We start from the raw sequence: 21,145 nt of genomic DNA, 5'->3' as shown, positions 1-21,145 counted from the left end.
CACTGACCGCCCGCCCAGGTTCCGATGAGAGGAAGGCCGCCTTGCTCAACGACGAGCCGAACGAGATGACCGCCGACCAGCAGATCCGTGCCGCCGCGGCGACCGCTGCCGCCACCATGTACGGGCACTTCGTCGGCCTCACCGCGACCGACAAGGATGATCTGTATCAGCGCCAGCCCCTGACAATGGGCGAAGACGCTCTCCGTATCGCCCAACTCTTCCAGCAGTACATCCGGACGGGCTCTTACGCTGGCGACCAGCTCGCCTGAGTCCGTCCGTGCCACACTGGCCGCAGCGCCCGCCTCGCATCCCCCGTCGAGGCGGGCGCTTTCACGTCTCCCGCAGGCCCGACTCCGGGTTGCACACCGAGCACATCTCCACCGTGAGGCTGTCGTCCTCCAGCGCCAGCAGGGCCTCCTCGCGGGTCACGAACCCTGTCTCGCCCTTCCAGATGCCGCACCCGCCCCGATGCAGCACCGTCCTGCGATTCCTGGCCGGCTCCAGCTTCCACCGCTGTTCTTGCCACGCCCGCTGGGCAGCCTTCCGCTCCCGCTCCACCTGCGCCTCTAGGGTGCGACGCTTAGCCCGGGTGGCGTTCAGCTGCCAGTCCAGCCACTCCTCCAGGGCGCGCACCTTGGCCAGACGTTCTTCAGGCGGCATATCGTTCACGCGTTCGATTCTATGATCAGGATCAGCAACCGCAACGCAGGGGGCAGGAACAGTCGTGAACCCGGAGCGCTACCACCTCACCCTCACCACCGCCGGCCGCCCGATGATGCAGGGATGGTGGGGGACCGAGGCCGTGGCCCGCGACCGGTTCCGGGACTGGGTCGGCGACTGGGGCAGGCCCGGCGCCCGCATCACCCTCGTCGACGAGGAGACCGGCAGCGTGTTGACGGCCTGGTCGGAGGATGGGTGATCGTCTGGCAGGCTGGCCGCATGAGCGTCCGCCCGTTCCCGTGCCGTGACCGTGCGCTGCGGCAGATCATGCGCCGCCACCGCAACGAACTTCCGCCCGAGCTGCTGCCTGCCGAGCGCACACCCGCCCAGGTGCCTCCGGGGGTCTACGTACTGTCGACGCGACGCCTCAGCGTTGTCAGTGGCGGTCGCTAGGCTGGTCGCATCATCCGATACAAGCCAAGTCGGGTTTGCTGCACCCCGTTCGAGCGTGGAACCCCGGACGGGGTGCGCTGCTGTCAGCTTTCGGCCGGCGTGTGCCGCACGGCCCGCTTGAGCGCCATCTCCACCGTGTACCGGTCCATCCCGGCCGCCTCGGCGTGCGCGGTGATGGCGTCCTGCACAGCGACGGCGGTCGCCACGGTGAGCCGCCCGGCCTGGAGCTCCTCCCAGGCGGCGCGCTCCAGGGCTATCAGGTCGTCGGGGAACTCGATGTCGCTCACGAGCGGATCTTAAGCGGGGCGGTTACGCCACCTTCACGCGGCCTCGATGACGTCCCCACGCTCGACCTGCCGCAGCTCGGCGCACAGCCGCCCGTACTCCTCCCGCTGCTCCGCCGTCAGCGGCACCTGCGGATGCGACCACAGCGCACGGATGAGCTCGTTCAGCTCGGCAGCCGAGCGCAACGGGGTCCGCGGCGGGACGTCGGGGGACATGCCGATCAGGTTAGCCGCCGGGTCTGACAGCGGGCTACGAATCTGGCGACTGCTCCGCGATGAACGTGCCGCGCGCCGGGAGGGTCACGACCAGACCGCGCTCACGCAGATCCTGCACCGCGCGCCGCACCGTGCCGACGGCGACACCGAGCTGCTCGGCCAGCTCGCGCTCACCCTCCAGCCGCGCACCGGGCGCAAGCTCACCGGACGCGATCCGGGCCGCGATGTGGTCGGCGGCCTGCTTCCACACGTACACGGGCCGGGACGGATCCACCGGACGCTGATCATCACCCATAGGTGGAACGTAGGGAGCCATGCTGCGGCACGCGTCCCCAGGTAGCGGCATGCTGCTCCATACAGCGGTATAGAGCAGTGTGTAGCGGTACCGTGAAATTGCACAGGACCCCCGCGGCCGCGCGAACGGCCCGGGGGCATGGCCGACAGCTGCAAGGAGCGTCGACGTGGACGAGGGTAGAGACACACCCGCCGCGACCGGAAGCAGGCCGGCCATAGCCGCGAAAGTCCGGCTCACCCCGGTCCAGGAAGCGTGGGGCGCCTACGTGCAACACACCACCCGCTGCCCGGTCTGCCGCAGCCGAGACGGCCAGTGCGCCGAGTCCGAGCGGTTGCACCGCGCCTGGCGAGTCGAGGACGCCGACGCGCATCGGCAACTAAGCGACACCTAAGCCCTGGCCAGGGGATTAACGCAAGGTCAATGGGTGATGCACCCTCTTCCCTGGGCGATCAACCTGTTGTTGAATCTGCTCCAACCCACAGGTCAGGAAGCGGCCGCCGCGGTCTATCAGCCGTGCAGGAGGTCGGTGACGTGTGTCCGCAGTGCGTGAGCTACCAGCAGCAGGTGGCTGAGCTTCATCTCGTGACCGGCTTCCATGCGCTGGATTGTCGACCGGTCCAGTCCGCTCGCGTGGGCGAGGGACTCCTGGGTCATGTTCTGGTGCAGTCGCCGGTTGCGGATGCGGTCCCCTGTGGCTCGGCGGGCGTCGAGGATCCACTGCGGTTGATCGGCTGGCACCTGCCCAACGCTTTATCGATCATGATCATAAGTCAGCAGCAGATTTGAAGCACTTTCCGATCAAGGAATAGCGCCGTCGGTCCCGCCGACAGCCCTGCGATCTGGCATATGCCGCAGGGCTCGCTGTACTGTGCGTAAACCGAACAGGTGTTCACCGATTCGAGTGAACACCCAGGTACCTGGGTGTTCGCATGCATCCGGCGGGAACCTGCACGAAGCGCCCCCCACGCACCCCACACCAGCCCGACCTAGGAGACGCGATGGAGCGCCAGCAGATCCTCGATCTGTACGAGTGGAGTCCAGGGGTCTGCTTCCGGCACCCGGACCGGGGCGCCGTGAGCACGATCGTCGTCAAGACCCTCCACCCCCGCGGCGACGGCCGGCATGAGATCCGTGCCTGCGAGGACTGCGTCATCGCCATGGAAGACATAAGGCGTGAGGACGCCGCGCGGCGGGGGAGTGAGTACGAGCCGGGGCATGTCGGCGAGTGCGAGGAGTAGCCTTCTCGTGCGGCGGGTTTGCGCAGGTGGGGCCACCTACCGGGTGGCCTCTCCCAGGGGGGATTCAGGGAGCGAGGGAGTGGTGAGGGGGCGGGGGAGGCCTTCATTCGCCTCCATCGATCTCAACTCGTCTCAATGTATCTGTGCAGTTCACGGCGGCATTGAGGGGTGTGGCGAGAGTTTTCGCAGGTCCATCGAGGGCAACGTCCACACGACCGTCGTGTGGACGCTGCGTCCCAACGGCTGATCCGGCTGTCGTGCGAGCGGGGCCCCGGCCGAGTGCCGGGGCTCTCGCATGTCAGGCTCGTCGACGACCGGCGGCACCTCCGGCTGTGGAGTTGGAGATTTCGTGTGCCAACCGCCTTTGGGTGCACACAACTTGAGGTCCATCGAGGCGGTGTTTTCGAAAGCCGGTGCGGATACCGCCGGTAACATTTCTGCATTCTCCTCGTTTTGAACTTGGGTCATCCGAACTCCTTGTTACCTGTGAGTCGCATGTGCGAAAGTGAGCCGCCTCACAGCCAAGTCCGCAGCTGACGCGGCATAGGTATGCACCAATCACGCACCTGCTTTCCGACGGACGCGCGCAATTCGCATGCCGTCCTGCGGCTGGAAGGAAATGGTTCAGTGCAATCCCCCAACCCCCCACGCCCGCCGTACCCGCCACGCCCCGGAACGGGGTCCGCGAATTCCGATCGCGATCTGCTCGCCCGGGCCGGTGATCCCGGTGAAGGCCCGCGTGCCGCCGCCCTGTTGCTGGCCCGGCACTGGCGGGCCGCGTATGAATACGCCGTGATCTGCCTGGCCACCTCGCAGGATTCGGCGTCGATGGCCGCCGCCGCCGCGTTCCGCCGGGAACTCGCCCGGCCGGGCGGCGGCGCCCTGCGCCCGCGGCTGCTCGCCGCCGTGCGGGACACGGTCGGGGAGTGGGCCGCCGACGACGGCATTTCGGGAGTACTGCCGGAACTCCGCAAACCCGTCGGCGCCCGCGGTCTGCGTGCCGCGCGGCCCACGACGCCTGAAAGGCGGCGGCTCGCCGAGCGCGCATTCCGAACACTTCCGGGAGCTTCCCAATGCCTGCTCTGGCACACGGAGGTCGAGGCCGAGCACATATCCGTACCGGCCGGTCTGCTGGGAGTGGACGTACGCACCGCGTCGACCGCGCTGGAGCAGGCGCGCGAGCAATTCCGGGCGGGTTGCGTACGGGCCCACCGGGAACTCGCGCCGACGCAGGAATGCCGGTTCTACAACCGTCTGCTGGACGTTCCGATGCGCCGCGGCGGGGCGCTGCTGCCGGATGTGCAACGGCATCTGATGGCCTGCCGCTACTGCCGGCAAGCCGCCGAGCAACTCAGCCATTTCGAAGGCGGATTGGCGGAGCTGCTCGTCGAGACCGTGCTCGGCTGGGGCGCCCGCCGCTACCTCGAATCACGGCCGGGCCGCGACGGGGACCGCAGCGCCCTGCCCGCGGTCCCGGCCGGTGGCCGTCACCGGCTCCCGGCCCATGCCCTGCCGGCGGGCGGCCGGCCCGGGCCTTCGAGGAGACATACGAAGGCCCTGGTCGCCGCGGTCGGGGTGACCTCCCTCGTGCTGCTCGCGACGCTGCTCGCCGCCAGGGGCTGGACGGAGGAAGGCGGCACCGTGGCTCCCCAGGCCACCTGGGGAGCGGTCAGCGGCCACTCCGTCGCCCCGGATTCCGCGGGAAGCTCCTCGGCCGGCCTCCCGTCGGCCGCATCAGCCGGCCGCACCGTGGAAGTGGCCCGCGGGCGGCTGCGCAACCTCGACGCCGGCTTGTGCCTCGACGCCCGGGGCGGCCGGGCCCGGGCCGACGCCCGCGCCGTCCTGACCTCCTGCTCTGCCGCCGGGCCCCTCCAGTGGTCGTACCAGGACGACGGCATGCTCCGCAGCGCCGCCGATCCCACCCTCTGCCTCGGCTCCGACACCGCCGAGGGCTCGGTCGTCCTGGCCGGCTGCCTCGTGCACGCCGGAGTGGTGCGCTACGACCTCACCGTGCGCGGCGAGCTCCTGCCGCGCGGCGGCAGGGGACTGGCCGTCGCCCACGGCAAGGGCCGGAACGTGATCGTCGCCGGGCGCGACGGATCAGAGGCGCAGCGATGGGTGCTGGAACCGGAGGTTGCTCTCGGGGGCGACGCGGGGGAGCGGCGGGGGCGGGACGCGCCTCGGGAGAGCGGCCAGAAAGACAGCGGCCAGAGGGAGGGCCGTCAGGAGGAGAGCCGTCAGGAGGAGAGCCGCCGGGAGAGCGTGCCGTACGACGGTGCCCCGCCCGGGCGTCTGCCCGAACCCCCGCGGAGCGAGTCCGGGGAACTGCCGCAGGAAGGGTACGAGACGCGGTTCGCCCAGGCGGACTGCTGCGACGCAGCCGAGCCTGGGCGGGCCCCCGACGACACCGGCGCGCCCGGCACCGACGTACTCCGTCCGGCGCCCCATGCCGACGTCCTCGGTTCCGCGCCGGCCACCGCGACCGCGGCCGTCTCGACGACAGCCCACTCCGTCGCGCTCCCGTAGAGCGGGGCTCCGGGCCGTGTCCGCAGCGTCATGCCGCACCTGTCCCGAGCGCGGGTCTCCGAGCCGTGTCCGCACGGTCACACCTCACCTGTCCCGAGGTCGGGTCCGGGCTTTCGCTGGGGCCCACGCCGCCCGGACCCCGCTGGACGGCCGACGGCCTCGACGTCGCCTGCACGGTCCGCAACACCGGGCCGCGCGACGGTGTGGACGTTCCTCAGGCGTACGCGGGACCCTCCCCGGCCTGTCGCTCGACCAGCCGGTCCGCGTGCCGGCCGGGTACCGGCGGCTCACCCGGCGGGCCGGGAGAGCAGCGGCGGGTCACCGTGCGCGTCGAGCCGCGGACCCCGTCCTCCTGGGACCCGAAGGCCCACGACTGGGTGCTGGGCACCGGCCCGCGCGACCTGTGGATCGGGGCGTCGTCACGGGACCTGCGGCTGCGGACGAGCGCACGTGTGGGCGGCTGACGCGGCGCGCACCGGGCGCATGCGACACATGGCCGGGAGGCGCCTGGCATCGAACCGGAACAAACTGGTACTCCTCCTGAGGCCGTCGCAGAACCCAGGGAGTCACTCATGCCCGAGGCCCCGCGCCAGGACAGCAGCACGCAACCGACCGACGAGGAACTGCGCACGCTGGACGCCCACTGGCGGGCCGCCAACTACCTGGCGGCCGGTCAGATCTATCTGCTGGCGAACCCCCTGCTGACCGAGCCGCTGCGGCCCGAACACATCAAGCCGCGGCTGCTCGGCCACTGGGGCACCTCGCCCGGACTCAACCTCGTCCACACGCACCTCAACCGGGTGATCAGGAACCGCGCGCTGGACGCGCTGTGCATCTGGGGCCCGGGCCACGGTGGTCCGTCGGTGCTCGCCAACTCCTGGCTGGAGGGCAGCTACAGCGAGAAGTACCCGGACGTGACGCGGGACGCGCAGGGCATGGAGCTGCTGATGCGGCAGTTCTCGTTCCCCGGCGGCGTGCCCAGCCACGTCGCCCCGGAGGTGCCCGGCTCGATCCACGAGGGCGGCGAACTCGGCTACTCCCTCGCCCACGCCTACGGCGCCGCCCTCGACCACCCCGGCCTGCTGGTCGCCTGCGTGATCGGCGACGGCGAGGCGGAGACCGGCCCGCTGGCCGGGTCCTGGCACGCCAACAAGTTCCTCGACCCCGTCCACGACGGTGCCGTCCTGCCGATCCTGCACCTCAATGGCTACAAGATCGCCAATCCGACCGTGCCGGCCCGCCTCCCGCAGTCCGAGCTCGACGCGCTCCTGCGCGGTTACGGCCACGAGCCGATCCACGTCAGCGGCGACGACCCGGCTACCGTCCACCGCGCGATGGCCCGGGCGATGGACACCGCGCTCGACCGCATCGCCGAGGCCCAGCACGCCGCCCGCGAGGAGGGCGTGACCGAGCGCCCGCACTGGCCGGTGATCGTGCTGCGCACCCCGAAGGGCTGGACCGGCCCGGCCGAGGTGGACGGCGAGCCGGTCGAGGGAACCTGGCGGTCCCACCAGGTGCCGCTGGCCGGTGTCCGCGACAACCCGGACCACCTGCGGCAACTGGAGGCCTGGCTGCGCTCCTACCGGCCCGAGGAGTTGTTCGACGCCGAGGGCCGGCCGGTCGCGGACGTCCTGGCCTGCGTCCCCGAGGGCGGCAGGCGGCTCGGCGCCACCCCGTACGCCAACGGCGGGCTGCTCGTCCGCGACCTGCCGATCCCGTCCCTGGACGACTTCGCCGTCCCCGTCGACAAGCCGGGCACGACCCTGCACGAGCCCACGCGCGTTCTCGGCGACCTCCTGGCCCAGGTCATGCGGGACACCGCCGACCGTCGTGACTTCCGCCTGGTCGGCCCGGACGAGACCGCCTCCAACCGGCTCCAGGCCGTCTTCGACGCCAGCGGCAAGGCCTGGCAGGCCGGGACCCTCGACGTCGACGAGCACCTCGACCGGCACGGCCGGGTGATGGAGGTCCTCTCCGAACACCTCTGCCAGGGCTGGCTGGAGGGCTATCTGCTCACCGGCCGGCACGGGCTGTTCTCCTGCTATGAGGCGTTCGTGCACATCGTCGACTCCATGGTCAACCAGCACATCAAGTGGCTGCGCACCTCCCGGCGACTGCCGTGGCGCGCCCCCATCGCCTCCCTCAACTACCTGCTGACCTCGCATGTGTGGCGGCAGGACCACAACGGCTTCTCCCACCAGGACCCCGGCTTCGTCGACCACGTCCTCAACAAGAGCCCCGAGGTCGTGCGGGTCTACCTGCCGCCGGACGCCAACACCCTGCTGTCGGTCGCGGACCACGCCCTGCGCAGCCGCGACTACGTCAACGTCGTCGTGGCCGGCAAGCAGCCCTGCTTCGACTGGCTGTCCATGGACGAGGCCCGGGCCCACTGCGCCCGCGGCGCCGGTATCTGGGAGTGGGCCGGCACCGAGGACGGCTCCCGCGAACCCGACGTGGTCCTGGCCTGCGCCGGGGACGTCCCCACCCAGGAGACCCTGGCCGCCGCGCACCTGCTGCGCCGGCACCTGCCCGAGCTGTCGGTCCGCGTGGTGAACGTCGTCGACCTCGCCCGACTGCTGCCCCGGGAGGAACACCCGCACGGCATGAACGACTTCGAGTACGACGGCCTCTTCACCGCCGACAAGCCGGTGATCTTCGCCTACCACGGCTACCCGTGGCTGATCCACCGCCTGGCCTACCGCCGCACCGGCCACGAGCACCTGCATGTGCGCGGCTACAAGGAGGCCGGCACCACCACCACGCCCTTCGACATGGTCGTCCGCAACGACCTCGACCGCTACCGCCTGGTCATGGACGTCATCGACCGCGTCCCGGGACTCGCAGTGCGCGCCACGACCGTACGCCAGCACATGGCCGACGCCCGCACCCGCCACCACGCCTGGATCCGTGAGCACGGCACCGACCTGCCCGAGGTCGCCGAGTGGAACTGGAACGCCTGAGCCGCGGGGGACGTCCTGTCACCCGGTAGGCTTCCCGTGCTCGCAGGGAAGCACAGGGAAAGGATCAGGCGTTGCACGTCCAGGAGTGGCTCGAAACCGTACCCGCGGCGGCCGTCTACGCACTGGTGGGAGTGGTCATCGGCCTGGAAAGCCTGGGCATCCCGCTGCCGGGCGAGATCATCCTGGTCTCCTCCGCGCTGCTCGCCTCCCAGCACGGCGACATCGACCCCGTCGTCCTCGGCGCCTGCGCCACGGCCGGCGCGATCATCGGCGACTCGATCGGCTACGCCATCGGCCGCAAGGGCGGCCGACCCCTGCTGGCCTGGCTCGGCAAGAAGTTCCCCAGGCACTTCAGCGAGGGCCACATCGCCACCGCCGAGCGCTCCTTCGAGAAGTGGGGCATGTGGGCCGTCTTCTTCGGCCGCTTCGTCGCCCTCCTCCGCATCTTCGCGGGCCCCCTCGCGGGCGTGCTGCGCATGCCGTACTGGAAGTTCGCGATCGCCAACGTCCTCGGCGGCATCCTCTGGGCCGGCGGCACGACCGCGGTCATCTACTACGTCGGCATCGTCGCCGAGTCCTGGCTGAAGCGCTTCTCGTGGCTGGGCCTGGTGGCGGCGGTCCTCGTCGGCGTCACGTCGATGCTGGTCCTCAAGCGCAAGGCGAAGAAGGCAGCACCCGCTGTCGCGGCTGAGTAGGTCTGTACGAACCTACGCGTGCACCTCACGGTGCGCCTTCGCCAACTCGGCGTACATCGTGCCGTTGAGGGTGACTCCCTGCCGCTCCTCCTCCGACAGCTCCCGCCGGATCTTCGCGGGCACCCCCGCCACCAGCGACCCGGGCGGCACGACCATCCCCTGCGGCACCAGCGCCTGCGCGGCGACGAGCGACCCGGCCCCGATCACCGCCCCGTTCAGAACCGTCGCCCCCATACCGATCAGACAGTCGTCCTCGACGGTCGCCCCGTGCACCACGGCGTTGTGCCCGATGCTGACCCGCTCGCCCACCGTCACAGGAAACCCCGGGTCGGCATGGAGGGTGCAGTTGTCCTGGACGTTGCTGCTCGCACCGACGGAGATCGTCTCGACGTCACCGCGCAGGACGGCCCCGTACCAGACGCTCGCGCCCACCCCCAGCGTCACGCCCCCGATCACCGACGCCGTCGGCGCCACGAACGCCGTCTCGTCGATCTCCGGCTCCCTGCCCCCGATGCCCGTGATCATCGCCCGCTGTCCCATGTCCGCCTCCCGGAAACGTCGTAGACAACCCGCACCGTACGCCACCTGTTAGGGCGAAGATCACAGGCCCTCGACGCCGTGGGGGCTCCGTCCGCTGAGTACGGTGACCTCGTGCCGAAGCGCAAGAACACGTTCTCATCCTGGCGGCGGGGCCTCGCGCAGCGCGCCGTCCACGCGGGCTGGGCCTGGGTGCAGCGCACGGGTTCCGTGACCGCCGAACATCCCGGCCGCTACCGATTCGGCGCGATGGGAACGGGGAGCAGACTCGCCTTCCCGCTCGGCACGGTCTTCGGCGAACCCTGGATCCACCTGGGCGCCCACTGCATCATCGGTGAGCAGGTCACCCTCACCGCGGGCCTGATGCCCGACCTCGACCTCGGTCCCGACCCGATCCTGCGCATCGGCGACGGCGTCGTCCTGGGCCGCGGCAGCCACGTCATCGCGGACACGACGGTCACCATCGGCAGCGACTGCTACTTCGGTCCGTACGTCTACGTCACGTCCACGAACCACTCCTACGACGACCCGCACGAGCCCATCGGCAAGCAGTGGCCGCGGATGGAGCCGGTGGAGATCGGGCCCGGCTGCTGGATCGGCACGGGCGCGGTGATCCTGCCGGGTGCCCGGATCGGGCGGAACGTGGTGGTGGCCGCGGGCGCGGTCGTCCGGGGCGCGGTGCCCGACCACGCCGTGGTGGCGGGCGCGCCGGCGCGCGTCGTACGGCGGTGGACACCGGCCGACGGCTGGCAGCCGCCGCTGCGCACCCCGCCGCCGGTGCCGATACCGGAGGGCGTCACCCCCGAGCAGCTGTGCGCCCTGTCGGGCCTGGACGAGGAGACGGCGGCCCGGCTCGCCGAGCCGGCCGAGGAGGCGGCGGCCGGACTGGCCGAGCTGGAGCCGGGGTCCTGAACCGCCCCGGCCGGCTCAGCCCGACGCCAGCAGAACCGTCCCCACCAGGGCCAGCCCCGCACCCGCGGCCTGCACCGCCCGCAGCCGTTCGCGGAGCACACCGCGCGCGGCCACGGCGGTCACCACCGGGTAGAGCGAGGCGAGCACGGCGGCGACGGTGACCGGGCCGTGCTGCGCGGCGATCGAGTACGTGCCGTTCGCGGCGACGTCCGCGAGGCCGACGAAGGCCAGCGCCGGCAGGGAGCGCCACGCGAAGCCGTCCGCCGGAAGGGCGGGCGCCCCGCGCCGCACCGACACGTACAGCGCCAGTCCACCGGCGGCGACATTCGTCACCCGCTGCACGAACAGTGCCAGGAACAGCCCGGTCAGGGTGGTCGACGCCTCGGCGATCAGGGCCATCACCGCGCCGAAGCCGAAGGCCGCGAGGAGGGTCAGGGCGATGGCCTGGCGCTGCACGGCGGCGCCGCCGAACTGGGGACCGCCGGCCAGGCAGACACCGGCGACGGCGACCAGGATGCCGACGAACTGGAGCACGCCGGGGCGCTCGCCCAGCACGAGGCCCACACCGACCGGCACGGCCACGCCGATCGAGCCCAGCGGTGAGACCACACCCATCGGGCCCAGCGCGAGCGCCTTGTAGAAGGCGAGCATCGCCACCGGCCCGACCAGACCGGCGGCCACGGCGAACCACAGCTGCGGCCCCGCCTCGCTCCAGCCGCCCGTCGCCACCACGACCACGCCCAGCACGACCACCGCGATCGACTGCGAGACCACAACCACCGTCAGCGCGGGCGTGCGCCGGGTCAGCAGTCCGCCGCCGAAGTCGGCCAGTCCCCACAGCAGGCTGGTGGCCAGGGCGAAGAGCGCTGTCATGGGACGGATGCCTCGCAGTACAGTTCGGTGAACGATCAGGTCAACCACACCGTAGTGCAGTCAGTTGCACTATGTCATACAGAATATTGGACGGAATGTGTCGGACCTAGACCTGCTGACCCAGTCCCTGGCGCGCAGCGTCAAGCACTGGCGCGCGGTACGCGGCTTCACGCTGGACGTGCTCGCGGCCCGGGCGGGCGTCAGCCGTGGCATGCTCATCCAGATCGAGCAGGCCCGCACCAACCCCAGCCTCGGCACCGTCGTCAAGATCGGCGACGCGCTCGGTGTCAGCATCACCACCCTCCTCGACTACGAGCAGGGCCCCAAGGTCCGCATCGTCCCCGCCGAACAGACCGTACGGCTGTGGCACACCGAGGCCGGCAGCTACAACCGGCTGCTCGCGGGCACCGAGGCGCCCGGACCGCTGGAGATGTGGGACTGGCGGCTCATGCCCGGCGAGAGCAGCGCGTCCGACCCGCACCCCGCCGGCACGATGGAGCTGCTCCACGTCACGGCCGGGGAGCTGACCCTCACCGTCGACGGCGTGGAGCACCGCGTCCCCGCCGGTGCGAGCGTGTCCTTCGAGGCCAACCTGCCGCACACGTACGGCAACACCGGCGAGGTGCCGATGGAGATGGTGATGGCCGTCTCGGTGCCGCCCGTGACCTGAGACGCCCGCTCCGAGGGCGGTCCGGTGTTGTTAGCGTGCCGCTATGCGCGCACCCATCGGACACTTCGACGACGCCCGTCCGGCCCCCGCCTGCCTCGACGAGCTCACCGGCCCGGTCGCCGACGCCGTACGCCACTGGCAGGGCAGCGTCCCCGCCGACCAGATCCTCTACGTCGACACCGAGCCGAAGTGGGCCGACACGGCCACCTTCGTGGAGCACTACGGCCGCGACCTGCTGGAGCGGTCCGCGAACTGCGTGGTCGTCGCGGGCAAGCGCGGTGGCGAGACCACGCTCGCCGCGAGCGTCGTGCTGTCCACCACCCGGGTCGACGTCAACGGCGTCGTACGCCGCCAACTCGGCGCCCGCAAGGCCTCGTTCGCCGCGATGGACACGGCGACCGGCGAGACCGGCATGGAGTACGGCGGCATCACCCCGCTCGGACTGCCCGGCGGCTGGCCCGTGCTGGTGGACGCGGCCGTCGTCGACCTGCCGTACGTGCTGGTCGGCAGCGGCCGGCGGCGCGGCAAGCTGCTGGTGCCGGGCAAGGCGTTCGCGGAACTGCCGGGCGGGGTGGTGCTGGAGGGGCTCGGGGTCGCCTGAGGGGCAGACCCTAGGCCGCCGCGTGGTGGGCCAGCGGCAGATGAGGGTCGGCCTCGCCCGGGGCCGGTTCCGGATCGGCGTGGACCAGGGCCGCGGTGAGGCGGGGCACGGCGTGCAGCAGCGCGTGCTCGGCGTCGACGGCGATGCGGTGGGCCTGGCGTACGGTCACGTCGCCGTCCACCACGACCGCGACCTCGGCGCGCAGCCGGTGACCGATCCAGCGCAGCCGCAGCTCGCCGACCCCGAGCACCCCGGGGACCTCGGCCAGCGCCCGCTCGGCCCGGTCCACCAGGGCCGGGTCGACCGCGTCCATCACCCGGCGGAACACCTCCCGCGCGGCGTCCCGCAGCACCAGCGCGATCGCCGCCGTGATCGCCAGCCCGACGATCGGGTCGGCCAGTTGCCAGCCCAGGGCCGACCCGCCGGCGCCCAGCAGCACGGCCAGTGAGGTGAAGCCGTCGGTGCGGGCGTGCAGTCCGTCGGCGACCAGCGCGGCGGAGCCGATCGCGCGGCCGACGCGGATGCGGTAGCGGGCCACCCACTCGTTGCCCGCGAACCCGACGAGGGCGGCCAGGGCGACCGCTGGTACGTGCTGGACCGGGCGCGGGTCGAGGAGGCGGTCGATCGCCGTCCATCCGGCGAAGGCCGCCGACGCGGCGATCGTCAGCACGATCACCAGACCCGCCAGGTCCTCGGCCCGCCCGTAGCCGTAGGTGAAGCGCCGGGTGGCCGCGCGCCGCCCCAGCACGAAGGCGATCCCGAGCGGCACGGCGGTCAGCGCGTCCGCGGCGTTGTGCACGGTGTCCCCGAGCAGCGCCACCGAGCCGGAGGCCGCCACCACGAACGCCTGCGCCAGCGCCGTCACCCCGAGCACCGCGAGCGAGACCCACAGCGCCCGCATCCCGCGGGCCGAGGACTCCAGTGCCGGGTCGACCTTGTCGGCCGTCTCGTGGGAGTGCGGGGTGAGGAGGTGGGAGAGGCGGTGGCGGAGGCCGGTGGAGTGGTGGTGGTGCGGATGCTCGTGCCGGTCGCTCACGGGAATCCCCTTCCGGTGCGTGCGAGTGGACGTGCTCACGCCCATGGTGCCATTATGTGCGTATGAGCGCACGCATGCACCTATCATCTGCGCACGATGCGCATCCGCACAGCCCCGGCGAGGAACAGTTCGCGCTCGCGGCCGAGATCCTCGCCCTGCTCGGTGACCGCACCCGGCTCACCCTGCTGCACGCGCTGGCCGAGTCAGAGGCCGACGTCACGACCCTCACGGAGAGGTGCGGGGCGGCCCGGCCCGCCGTCAGCCAGCACCTGGCGCGACTGCGTCTCGCGGGTCTGGTGAACACGCGCAAGGAGGGTCGCCGGGTGATCTACTCGCTCCGCGACGGCCATCTGCGCCGGCTCGTGGACGAGGCGCTGAACGTGGCCGACCACCGGCTCAGCGACCGGCCCGTCCACGACTGAGTCAGTACCGCGCGGCCGTCCCCAGGTACTGCTCGGCGAAGGCGGCGGCCGCCGCGGGCGAGGTGAACAGGCGGCGCAGCCGGGCGAGGGTGGTGCCCGCGCGGAACGGGTCGCCCGCCGCCGTGCCGTGGTACAGCTCGGACAGCCACTGCGAGAACTCCTGGTAGTCCCACACCCGCCGCAGGCACGCCTGCGCATAGCCGCCGAGGTGGCTGTCGTCCCCGCCGGTCAGGTGGGCCACCAGGGCGTCGCCGAGCAGGAAGGCGTCGTGCAGGGCGAGGTTCATGCCCTTGGCGGCGATGGGGGCGACCAGATGGGCCGCGTCACCCGCGAGGAAGAGCCGGCCGGACACCATCGGCTCGACCACGTAGTCGTGCATGTCCAGCACGCGCTTCTCGATCAGCCGCCCCTCGGTCAGCGGCGGCACACCGGACACCCCGAGCCGCTCCTGGAGCTCCGCCCAGACGCGTTCGTGCGGCCAGTTCTCCGGGTCGTCGCCCGGCGGGCACTGGAGGTAGTAGCGGGTCACCTCCGGGCTGCGGGGCATCTGCCCGGCGAACCCCTTGGCGTGGCAGCCGAACAGCACGCAATCGGCGGACGGCGGCGCCTCGGCGAGCAGGGCCAGCCAGCCGATGCCGTAGTCGTGCCGCGCGACACGGACCCGCTCCGGCGGCAGGGAGGCCCGCGTCACCCCGCGCGCCCCGTCGCAGCCGGCCACGAAGTCGCAGTGCACGACCCGGTGTTCACCCGTCTCCGGGCAGGTGTACGACACCGACGGCCGGTCGGTGTCGATGTCGTGCACCCGCACGTCCCGGACCCCGAAGCGGATCTGTCCGCCGCGTACGTCGGCGTACTCGCGCACCAGGTCCGTCACCAGCAACGGCTGCGGGTAGACGAAGTGGTGACTGTCGGTCAGCTCGCCGTAGGGGAACCGGTAGCGCTCGCCGTCGAAGCGGAACTCGCACGCGGTGTGCAACTCCGCGCGGTCCAGCAGGTTCCGGGCGAGGCCCCGCTTCTCCAGGCCCCGCACGGCCCATTCCTCGATGACTCCGGCCCGGGGCCGCTGCTCGATGAACTCCCGGGTCTCGGTCTCCAGCACCAGGCAGTCCACCGACGCGGCCCGCAGGATGTTGCCGACGGTCATCCCCGCGGGACCGGCGCCCACGACGACGACCGGAAAGTGTTGCGGGGCGCCGGAGTTGGGGGGCGGGGAGGCCTGGGTCATGCGCTCATTATGGAGGCGCCGGCCGCGCGTGGCCGGTGTCAGTGGACGGGCGTCTCGGTGACGGCCACCTCCCCGATGCTCCGCTCGATCTCCTCCGGGCGGGACGCCGATGCCCGGGCCCAGTAGTAGATGGCCAGGGAGAACACCGTGATGACCGCGATGTCCCACCACAACGCGATGTGTCCCTGGCCGCCGAAGCCGCCCTGCCAGGAGATGACGCCCATGCCCAGCAGGTAGACGGGCAGCCATCGGGCGGCCCTCCAGTCGAGCCGGGGTGCGTCGGGCAGTTGCTTGCGGGTGGCGTACCAGGCGTATCCGCCGAGCAGCACGTAACCGAGGACGATGGCCACACCGAGCCGCCACAGCGTGTCCCAGGTCGACCAGTAGATGATGAGGTTGGCCACCACGAACGACAGCGGGGAGACGACGTTCCCGCCGGGCAGGCGGTAGGGCCGTTCGCGGTGCGGCAGGCGGTCGGCGAAGACGCCGTACGCCAGCGGGGCGCCCGCGTACATCAGCACGCTCGCCGAGGTGATGAAGCCGACCAGCTGCTGCCAGCTCGGGAAGGGCAGGAAGCAGACCACGCCGGTCACGAAGGAGACGATCAGCCCGAACCAGGGCACGCCGCGCGCGTCGGTGCGCGTGAAGATCTTCGGTGCGTAGCCGTTGCGGGCCAGACCGTAGGAGACGCGGGAGGTGGCGGTGGTGTAGATCAGGCCGGTGCCGCCGGGGGAGACGACCGCGTCCAGATACAGCACCACGCTCAGCCAACCGAGCCCCAGCAGGGTGGCCAGTCCGGCCCAAGGGCCGCTGAGACCGGGGTAGTCGAGCTTGGTCCAGCCGTGGGCGAAGGCGGTCAGCGGCAGGGCGGCGATGAAGACGATCTGGAGCAGGACGTAGATCGCGGCTCCGATGGCGACCGAGCCGAGCGTCGCGCGGGGCAGGTCACGGGCCGGGTCGCGGCTCTCGCCCGCGAGCTGGATCGCCTGCTCGAAGCCCAGCAGGGCGAAGATGATGCCGCTGGAACTGACGGCGCTCAGCACGCCGTGGGCGCCGAACGGCGCGAAGCCGTGCTCGGTGAAGTTGCCCGGGTGGAAGTTGCCGGCCGCGATGATGAAGATCGCGGCCAGCGGCACGGCCACCTTCCACCAGGTGGCGGCGCTGTTGGTGTGCGCCAGGATCCGCACGCCGAGGAAGTTGATGACGACGAACACGGCCATGAGGACGACGGCGACGACGAACCCGCTCGTCGTCAGCGTCCCGTCCCCGGCGTGCTGGAAGCCCTGCGCCCAGTGCCAGTGCCCGGCGTAGCCGATCATGGCCTCGACCTCGATCGGGGCCACGGTCGCCGCCTGGAGCCAGGAGAACCAGCCGAAGGACATGCCGGCGAGACCGCCGAACGCGTAGTGCGGATAGCGTGCCGTGCCGCCCGCGACCGGGAACATGCCGCCGAGTTCCGCGTGCACCAGGGCCAGCAGCACGATCGCGACCGCGCCGATCAGCCAGGACAGGATCGCCGCGGGGCCGGCCGCCACGACCGCCTTCTCGGCGCCGTACAACCAGCCGGAGCCGATGATGGAGCCGACTGACGCCCACAGGAGGCCGATCAGTCCCACATCCCGGCGGAGGCCGTCTCTTACCATGAATTCAGGGGCCTCTCATAAATGAACTCGAGGAGTTCGGCGAGCAAGAGGCCTCAGATTAGGAATCGATTATCCGGCGGTAGAAGACGAGTTGTGCAGCCTTGACCGGGCGCGGGTGTTTCCTGGAAATCGCTTCAGGAATTCTGTACGCGGCGATGAGGAAGTCGTGGGATCTCGATCGCCGGGCAGCGGTCCATCACCATCTCCAGTCCCGCGGCGCGGGTCCGGTCGTACGCCGCCTCGTCGATGACGCCGAGCTGGAACCAGACCGCCTTCGCACCCTTCGCGACCGCCTCGTCCGCGACCGCTCCGGCGAGATCGCTGTTCACGAACACGTCCACGACGTCCACGTCGAAGGGGATGTCCGCCAGACTGGCGTACCCCTGCTCGCCGTGCACCGTCTCCGCCTTCGGATGCACGGGCACGACGCGCTTGCCGTAGCGCTGGAGCACGGCGGCGACGCCGTACGCCGCGCGCTGCTCGTTCGACGACAGGCCCACCACGGCCCAGGTGTCGCCGAGCTCGGTGAGGATCCTGCGGACCGTTGCCTCGTCGCCGTACACCGGCGGCCTCCTCGAAAGTCACGGAAGAACTGTCGTCCGCACAACGACGGACGGTGCGCGGTGATTCCCCGGCGCCCTCCGTGATAGCTTGCCGAGGCCAGTCGAACCCATGTACGTGGGTCAGGGAATCCGGTGCGAATCCGGAACTGACGCGCAGCGGTGAGGGGGACGGGCGGGGCCTCGGCCACTGGACGGCGTGTGTGACGTCCGGGAAGGCGCCCCGTACCGGACGAACCCGAGTCCGAAGACCTGCTGGCGGCCCCCGCGGCGGTCCGCGGCGGGGGAGCACCGTACGACCGGGCTCCGCGATCGAGCCCTCGACGACTGAGGACTGGTTTCCGTGCCCCTCGCCCGCCCCGCCCGTGCCGCCGTCCTGCTCGCGGCCGGCTCCCTGCTCCTGACCGGCTGCGGCGACTCGAAGGCCACCGCCGAGAAGGCCACCGCCGAGAAGGCCGCCGTCACCCTCGACAACTGCGGGCACGAGGTACGCGTCGAGGCCGCGCCGCAGCACGCCGTCTCCCTCAACCAGGGCACCACCGAGATCCTGCTCTCCCTCGGCCTCGCCGACCGCCTCGCGGGCACCGCCACCTGGACCGACCCGGTGATGAAGGGGCTGGCGAAGGCCAACGCGAAGGTGCCGCGCATCTCCGACAACAACCCGTCCTTCGAACGGGTCCTGGACGCCGACCCCGACTTCGTCGCCGCATCCTTCGTCTCCACCCTCGGCAAGGGCGGCGTCGCCACCCGCGAGCAGTTCGAGAAGCTCGGCGTGCCCACGTACGTCTCCCCGTCGGACTGCGCAGGCAAGGACAACTCCGGGGGCGGCGACGGCGCGCGTGCCAAGGCGCTGGGCATCGACACCATCTACGGCGAAGTACGCGACCTGGCGACCGTGTTCGGCGTGCGGGAACGGGGCGACGAGCTCGTGGCCTCCCTCCAGCGGCGCATGGCCAGGGCCACGCGGGGCGTCGACGCCTCCGACGTCACCCTCCTGTACTGGTTCGCCAACTCCGAGTCGCCCTACATGGCGGGCTGTTGCGGAGCGCCCGGCATCATCACCCGGGCCCTGGGCGCGAAGAACGTCTTCGACGACACGCACGAGGAGTGGCCGCAGATCAACTGGGAGACGGTCGCCGAACGCGACCCCGACGTCCTCGTCATCGGCGACCTCACCCGCAAGTCGCAGACCGCCGAGTCGGCCGCGAAGAAGATCGCCTTCCTGGAGTCCAACCCGGTCACCAGGAACATGGACGCGGTCAGGCACAAGCGGTACGTGCTGCTCAGCGGGCAGTCCATGAACCCGACCATCCGCACGGTCGAGGGAGTGGAGAAGGTCGCCGCCGGACTGCGCGAGTTCGGGCTCGTGAAGTGACGGTCCGCGGACCCGCGCTCGGTGTCGCGGGCGCCTTGCTGCTGGTGGTCTCCCTGGCCCTGGCGATCACCGTCGGCCCGGCCGACATCCGGGTCGCCGACGTCTGGTCCGTCGTCGCGGCCCACCTCGGGCTCGGCAGCTCGGACCTGACGCCGATCCGCGACGGGATCGTCTGGCAGCTAAGGCTGCCGCGCACCCTGCTCGCGGCCGTGTGCGGGGCCGGACTGGCGGTGTGCGGGGCGGTGATGCAGTCGCTGCTGCGCAATCCGCTCGCCGACCCGTTCGTGCTCGGGGTGTCCTCCGGCGCCTCCACCGGCGCGGTCCTGGTCGTCGTCCTGGGCGTGGGCGGCGGTGCCGTCTCGGTGTCCGCGGGCGCGTTCCTCGGCGCCCTGGTGTCCTTCGCGCTGGTGCTGCTGCTCAGCCACACCCTCGGCGGCACCACCGACCGGGTCGTCCTCGCGGGCGTCGCCGCCATGCAGCTCTTCTCCGCGCTCACCTCCTTCATCGTGATGACCGCCGCCGACGCCGAGACGACCCGGGGCGTGCTGTTCTGGCTCCTCGGCTCGCTCGGCGGCGCGGGCTGGACCGATGTGTGGCTGTGCCTGGCCGTCCTGGCCGTGACGCTGGTGGTGTGCCTGTCGTACGCCCGTACCCTCGACGCCTTCTCCTTCGGGCAGGACGCGGCGGCCGCCCTCGGGGTGTCGGTGGCCCGCACCCGCCTGGTGCTGCTGTGCGTCACGGCCCTGCTCACGGCCGCGCTGGTCAGCTCGGCCGGGGCGATCGGCTTCGTCGGGCTGGTCCTGCCGCACGCCGCGCGGGCCCTGACCGGTCCCGGGCACGTCCGGCTGCTGCCGGTCACCGCACTCGCCGGTGCCGTGTTCCTGGTGTGGGTGGACACGCTCGCCCGTACGGTCCTGGATCCGCAGGAGGTGCCGGTGGGAGTCGTGACGTCGCTGATCGGGGTGCCGGCGTTCGTGGCGGTGCTGTACCGGACACGGAGGGTGCGGTGAGCGGGGTGGAGACGGCGGTGAGCGGTGCCGGGCTGCGGGCCGAGCGGGTCGGTCGCCGGGCCGGCGGGCGCCTCGTCCTCGACGGCGTCGTCCTCGCGCCGGAGACCGGCTCCACCGTCGGCGTCCTCGGCCCCAACGGCTCCGGCAAGTCCACGCTGCTGCGGCTGCTGGCCGGGTTGCTCACACCGACCGCCGGAGTCGTCACCCTCGACGGCACGCCACTGGGCGACCTGCCCCGGCGTACGGTCGCCCGCCGCCTCGCCGTGGTCGAGCAGCAGGCCGACACACAGGTCGAGTTGACGGTCGCGGACGTCGTACGGCTGGGCCGCGTGCCGCACCGCCGGGCCTGGACGCCGGCGTCGCCGGACGACGAGCGCGCGGTGCGCGGCGCCCTGGAGCGCACCGGCCTCGCCGACCGTGCCGACCAGCCCTGGCACACCCTCTCGGGCGGCGAACGCCAACGGGTACAGATCGCCCGCGCGCTCGCCCAGGAACCCCGCGAACTCCTCCTTGACGAGCCGACCAACCACCTCGACATCCACCACCAGCTCGACCTGCTCGCCCTGGTCACCGGCCTGCCGGTCACCACCGTCGTGGCCCTGCACGACCTCAACCTCGCGGCGATGTACTGCGACCAGGTCGTCGTCCTGAGCGCGGGGCGGGTCGTGGCGGGTGGTGCTCCGGGTGACGTCCTGACGGAGAAACTCATCGCCGAGGTGTACGGGGTGCGGGCCGCCGTCAGCTGTGAAGGCGCCGAGCGGCGGCCCCATGTGCGGTTCCTGGGGACGCTGGACTGAGCGGACCGTGGGCATTCGCGCCACAGGGCCTGACGGACCGGTGTCTCGTTGAGGACGGTCTCCGCCCTGTGACATGGTCCACCCGGCACGCCATTGGTGGGGTGTTCCCGCCACGATGGCCGGAAAAGGCCGCACATGCCTGCGAGTGCCCGCCCAT

At 71.5% G+C, this 21,145-nt stretch carries 26 protein-coding genes and 1 riboswitch; of the genes, 15 read left to right on the top strand and 11 right to left on the bottom strand.

The window, feature by feature from the left end; genetic code table 11:
* Window positions 1-41 precede the first annotated feature (41 nt).
* Window positions 42-269 carry a hypothetical protein gene (locus CP976_RS07065; protein WP_150479552.1) on the top strand — a complete coding sequence of 76 codons (228 nt, stop codon included), beginning with the start codon at window positions 42-44 and terminating at the stop codon, window positions 267-269.
* A gap of 61 nt (window positions 270-330) precedes the next feature.
* On the opposite strand, the gene CP976_RS07060 is transcribed toward CP976_RS07065, so the two are convergent.
* On the bottom strand, window positions 331-660 hold the full coding sequence (locus tag CP976_RS07060; RefSeq protein WP_229876097.1) for a DUF6233 domain-containing protein: 330 nt from the start codon (window positions 658-660) through the stop codon (window positions 331-333).
* Between the two features lie 64 nt (window positions 661-724).
* Between CP976_RS07060 and CP976_RS07055 the strand changes: the two genes are divergently transcribed.
* On the top strand, window positions 725-919 hold the full coding sequence (locus CP976_RS07055) for a hypothetical protein (RefSeq protein ID WP_150479550.1): 195 nt from the start codon (window positions 725-727) through the stop codon (window positions 917-919).
* A gap of 277 nt (window positions 920-1,196) precedes the next feature.
* On the opposite strand, the gene CP976_RS07050 is transcribed toward CP976_RS07055, so the two are convergent.
* Genes CP976_RS07050 through CP976_RS07040 form a run of 3 tightly spaced genes read right to left on the bottom strand, consistent with a single transcriptional unit; the run spans window position 1,197 to window position 1,908 of the window.
* On the bottom strand, window positions 1,197-1,400 hold the full coding sequence (locus CP976_RS07050; protein ID WP_150479549.1) for a hypothetical protein: 204 nt from the start codon (window positions 1,398-1,400) through the stop codon (window positions 1,197-1,199).
* A 33-nt stretch (window positions 1,401-1,433) separates the two neighbouring features.
* Window positions 1,434-1,613, bottom strand: coding sequence for a hypothetical protein (locus CP976_RS07045; RefSeq protein ID WP_150479548.1), 180 nt, complete (start codon window positions 1,611-1,613; stop codon window positions 1,434-1,436).
* Between the two features lie 34 nt (window positions 1,614-1,647).
* The gene (locus CP976_RS07040; protein WP_150479547.1) at window positions 1,648-1,908 is read right to left on the bottom strand and encodes a GntR family transcriptional regulator; all 261 of its coding nucleotides are present in this window, start codon (window positions 1,906-1,908) and stop codon (window positions 1,648-1,650) included.
* Between the two features lie 166 nt (window positions 1,909-2,074).
* Between CP976_RS07040 and CP976_RS07035 the strand changes: the two genes are divergently transcribed.
* Window positions 2,075-2,299, top strand: coding sequence for a hypothetical protein (locus CP976_RS07035; RefSeq protein WP_150479546.1), 225 nt, complete (start codon window positions 2,075-2,077; stop codon window positions 2,297-2,299).
* Window positions 2,300-2,415: 116 nt separating this feature from the next.
* On the opposite strand, the gene CP976_RS07030 is transcribed toward CP976_RS07035, so the two are convergent.
* Entirely contained in the window at window positions 2,416-2,646 is a 231-nt protein-coding gene (locus CP976_RS07030; protein ID WP_150479545.1) for a helix-turn-helix domain-containing protein, read from the bottom strand.
* 260 nt (window positions 2,647-2,906) lie between these two features.
* Here CP976_RS07030 and CP976_RS07025 point away from each other — a divergent pair, with 260 nt between their 5' ends.
* From CP976_RS07025 to CP976_RS07005, 5 genes are all read left to right on the top strand, one after another.
* Window positions 2,907-3,146 (top strand): hypothetical protein, encoded by a 240-nt coding sequence (locus CP976_RS07025; protein WP_150479544.1) that lies wholly within the window; start codon window positions 2,907-2,909, stop codon window positions 3,144-3,146.
* Window positions 3,147-3,773: 627 nt separating this feature from the next.
* The gene (locus CP976_RS07020; RefSeq protein WP_229876054.1) at window positions 3,774-5,672 is read left to right on the top strand and encodes an RICIN domain-containing protein; all 1,899 of its coding nucleotides are present in this window, start codon (window positions 3,774-3,776) and stop codon (window positions 5,670-5,672) included.
* Window positions 5,673-5,737: 65 nt separating this feature from the next.
* Complete coding sequence (locus CP976_RS07015) at window positions 5,738-6,136, top strand: fibronectin type III-like domain-contianing protein (RefSeq protein WP_229876056.1); 399 nt, start codon at window positions 5,738-5,740, stop codon at window positions 6,134-6,136.
* Between the two features lie 108 nt (window positions 6,137-6,244).
* Window positions 6,245-8,632 carry a phosphoketolase family protein gene (locus tag CP976_RS07010; RefSeq protein WP_150479543.1) on the top strand — a complete coding sequence of 796 codons (2,388 nt, stop codon included), beginning with the start codon at window positions 6,245-6,247 and terminating at the stop codon, window positions 8,630-8,632.
* A 71-nt stretch (window positions 8,633-8,703) separates the two neighbouring features.
* Entirely contained in the window at window positions 8,704-9,327 is a 624-nt protein-coding gene (locus CP976_RS07005) for a DedA family protein (RefSeq protein ID WP_150479542.1), read from the top strand.
* A gap of 12 nt (window positions 9,328-9,339) precedes the next feature.
* Here CP976_RS07005 and CP976_RS07000 read toward each other — a convergent pair whose 3' ends face one another.
* Window positions 9,340-9,867, bottom strand: coding sequence for a gamma carbonic anhydrase family protein (locus tag CP976_RS07000; RefSeq protein WP_150479541.1), 528 nt, complete (start codon window positions 9,865-9,867; stop codon window positions 9,340-9,342).
* Between the two features lie 111 nt (window positions 9,868-9,978).
* Between CP976_RS07000 and CP976_RS06995 the strand changes: the two genes are divergently transcribed.
* Entirely contained in the window at window positions 9,979-10,776 is a 798-nt protein-coding gene (locus CP976_RS06995) for an acyltransferase (RefSeq protein ID WP_150479540.1), read from the top strand.
* Between the two features lie 15 nt (window positions 10,777-10,791).
* Here CP976_RS06995 and CP976_RS06990 read toward each other — a convergent pair whose 3' ends face one another.
* Complete coding sequence (locus CP976_RS06990) at window positions 10,792-11,649, bottom strand: DMT family transporter (RefSeq protein ID WP_150479539.1); 858 nt, start codon at window positions 11,647-11,649, stop codon at window positions 10,792-10,794.
* Window positions 11,650-11,746: 97 nt separating this feature from the next.
* Here CP976_RS06990 and CP976_RS06985 point away from each other — a divergent pair, with 97 nt between their 5' ends.
* Both CP976_RS06985 and CP976_RS06980 read left to right on the top strand, forming a co-directional pair.
* Complete coding sequence (locus CP976_RS06985; protein WP_150479538.1) at window positions 11,747-12,319, top strand: XRE family transcriptional regulator; 573 nt, start codon at window positions 11,747-11,749, stop codon at window positions 12,317-12,319.
* A 43-nt stretch (window positions 12,320-12,362) separates the two neighbouring features.
* Window positions 12,363-12,920, top strand: coding sequence for a YbaK/EbsC family protein (locus CP976_RS06980; RefSeq protein WP_150479537.1), 558 nt, complete (start codon window positions 12,363-12,365; stop codon window positions 12,918-12,920).
* A 10-nt stretch (window positions 12,921-12,930) separates the two neighbouring features.
* Here CP976_RS06980 and CP976_RS06975 read toward each other — a convergent pair whose 3' ends face one another.
* A complete protein-coding gene (locus CP976_RS06975) occupies window positions 12,931-14,001 on the bottom strand; it encodes a cation diffusion facilitator family transporter (protein ID WP_373304896.1) in 1,071 nt (356 codons plus the stop codon).
* Between the two features lie 17 nt (window positions 14,002-14,018).
* On the opposite strand from CP976_RS06975, the gene CP976_RS06970 reads away from it, so the two are divergent.
* Entirely contained in the window at window positions 14,019-14,378 is a 360-nt protein-coding gene (locus CP976_RS06970; protein WP_167537289.1) for an ArsR/SmtB family transcription factor, read from the top strand.
* A 1-nt stretch (window position 14,379) separates the two neighbouring features.
* Here CP976_RS06970 and CP976_RS06965 read toward each other — a convergent pair whose 3' ends face one another.
* The 3 genes from CP976_RS06965 to CP976_RS06955 form a co-directional block, all read right to left on the bottom strand.
* Window positions 14,380-15,603 (bottom strand): 4-hydroxybenzoate 3-monooxygenase, encoded by a 1,224-nt coding sequence (locus CP976_RS06965; protein ID WP_150479535.1) that lies wholly within the window; start codon window positions 15,601-15,603, stop codon window positions 14,380-14,382.
* 38 nt (window positions 15,604-15,641) lie between these two features.
* Window positions 15,642-17,246, bottom strand: coding sequence for an APC family permease (locus CP976_RS06960; protein ID WP_150479534.1), 1,605 nt, complete (start codon window positions 17,244-17,246; stop codon window positions 15,642-15,644).
* A 134-nt stretch (window positions 17,247-17,380) separates the two neighbouring features.
* The gene (locus CP976_RS06955) at window positions 17,381-17,809 is read right to left on the bottom strand and encodes a CoA-binding protein (protein WP_086846177.1); all 429 of its coding nucleotides are present in this window, start codon (window positions 17,807-17,809) and stop codon (window positions 17,381-17,383) included.
* 96 nt (window positions 17,810-17,905) lie between these two features.
* Window positions 17,906-18,066, top strand: a riboswitch (cobalamin riboswitch).
* An 83-nt stretch (window positions 18,067-18,149) separates the two neighbouring features.
* On the opposite strand from CP976_RS06955, the gene CP976_RS06950 reads away from it, so the two are divergent.
* From CP976_RS06950 to CP976_RS06940, 3 genes are read left to right on the top strand one after another with little or no spacing between them, the layout of a single operon-like run.
* The gene (locus CP976_RS06950) at window positions 18,150-19,181 is read left to right on the top strand and encodes an ABC transporter substrate-binding protein (RefSeq protein ID WP_150479533.1); all 1,032 of its coding nucleotides are present in this window, start codon (window positions 18,150-18,152) and stop codon (window positions 19,179-19,181) included.
* Window positions 19,178-20,191, top strand: coding sequence for a FecCD family ABC transporter permease (locus tag CP976_RS06945; RefSeq protein ID WP_150479532.1), 1,014 nt, complete (start codon window positions 19,178-19,180; stop codon window positions 20,189-20,191). The genes CP976_RS06950 and CP976_RS06945 overlap by 4 nt, the downstream gene beginning before the upstream one ends.
* Window positions 20,188-20,988 carry an ABC transporter ATP-binding protein gene (locus CP976_RS06940; protein WP_229876057.1) on the top strand — a complete coding sequence of 267 codons (801 nt, stop codon included), beginning with the start codon at window positions 20,188-20,190 and terminating at the stop codon, window positions 20,986-20,988. The genes CP976_RS06945 and CP976_RS06940 overlap by 4 nt, the downstream gene beginning before the upstream one ends.
* Window positions 20,989-21,145: the final 157 nt, after the last annotated feature.

The sequence above is a fragment of the Streptomyces coeruleorubidus genome, assembly GCF_008705135.1.
GTDB classification, from domain to species: domain Bacteria; phylum Actinomycetota; class Actinomycetes; order Streptomycetales; family Streptomycetaceae; genus Streptomyces; species Streptomyces coeruleofuscus.
Note: the sequence above shows the minus strand (reverse complement) of the source record. Positions and strands in the feature narration are given on the sequence as shown.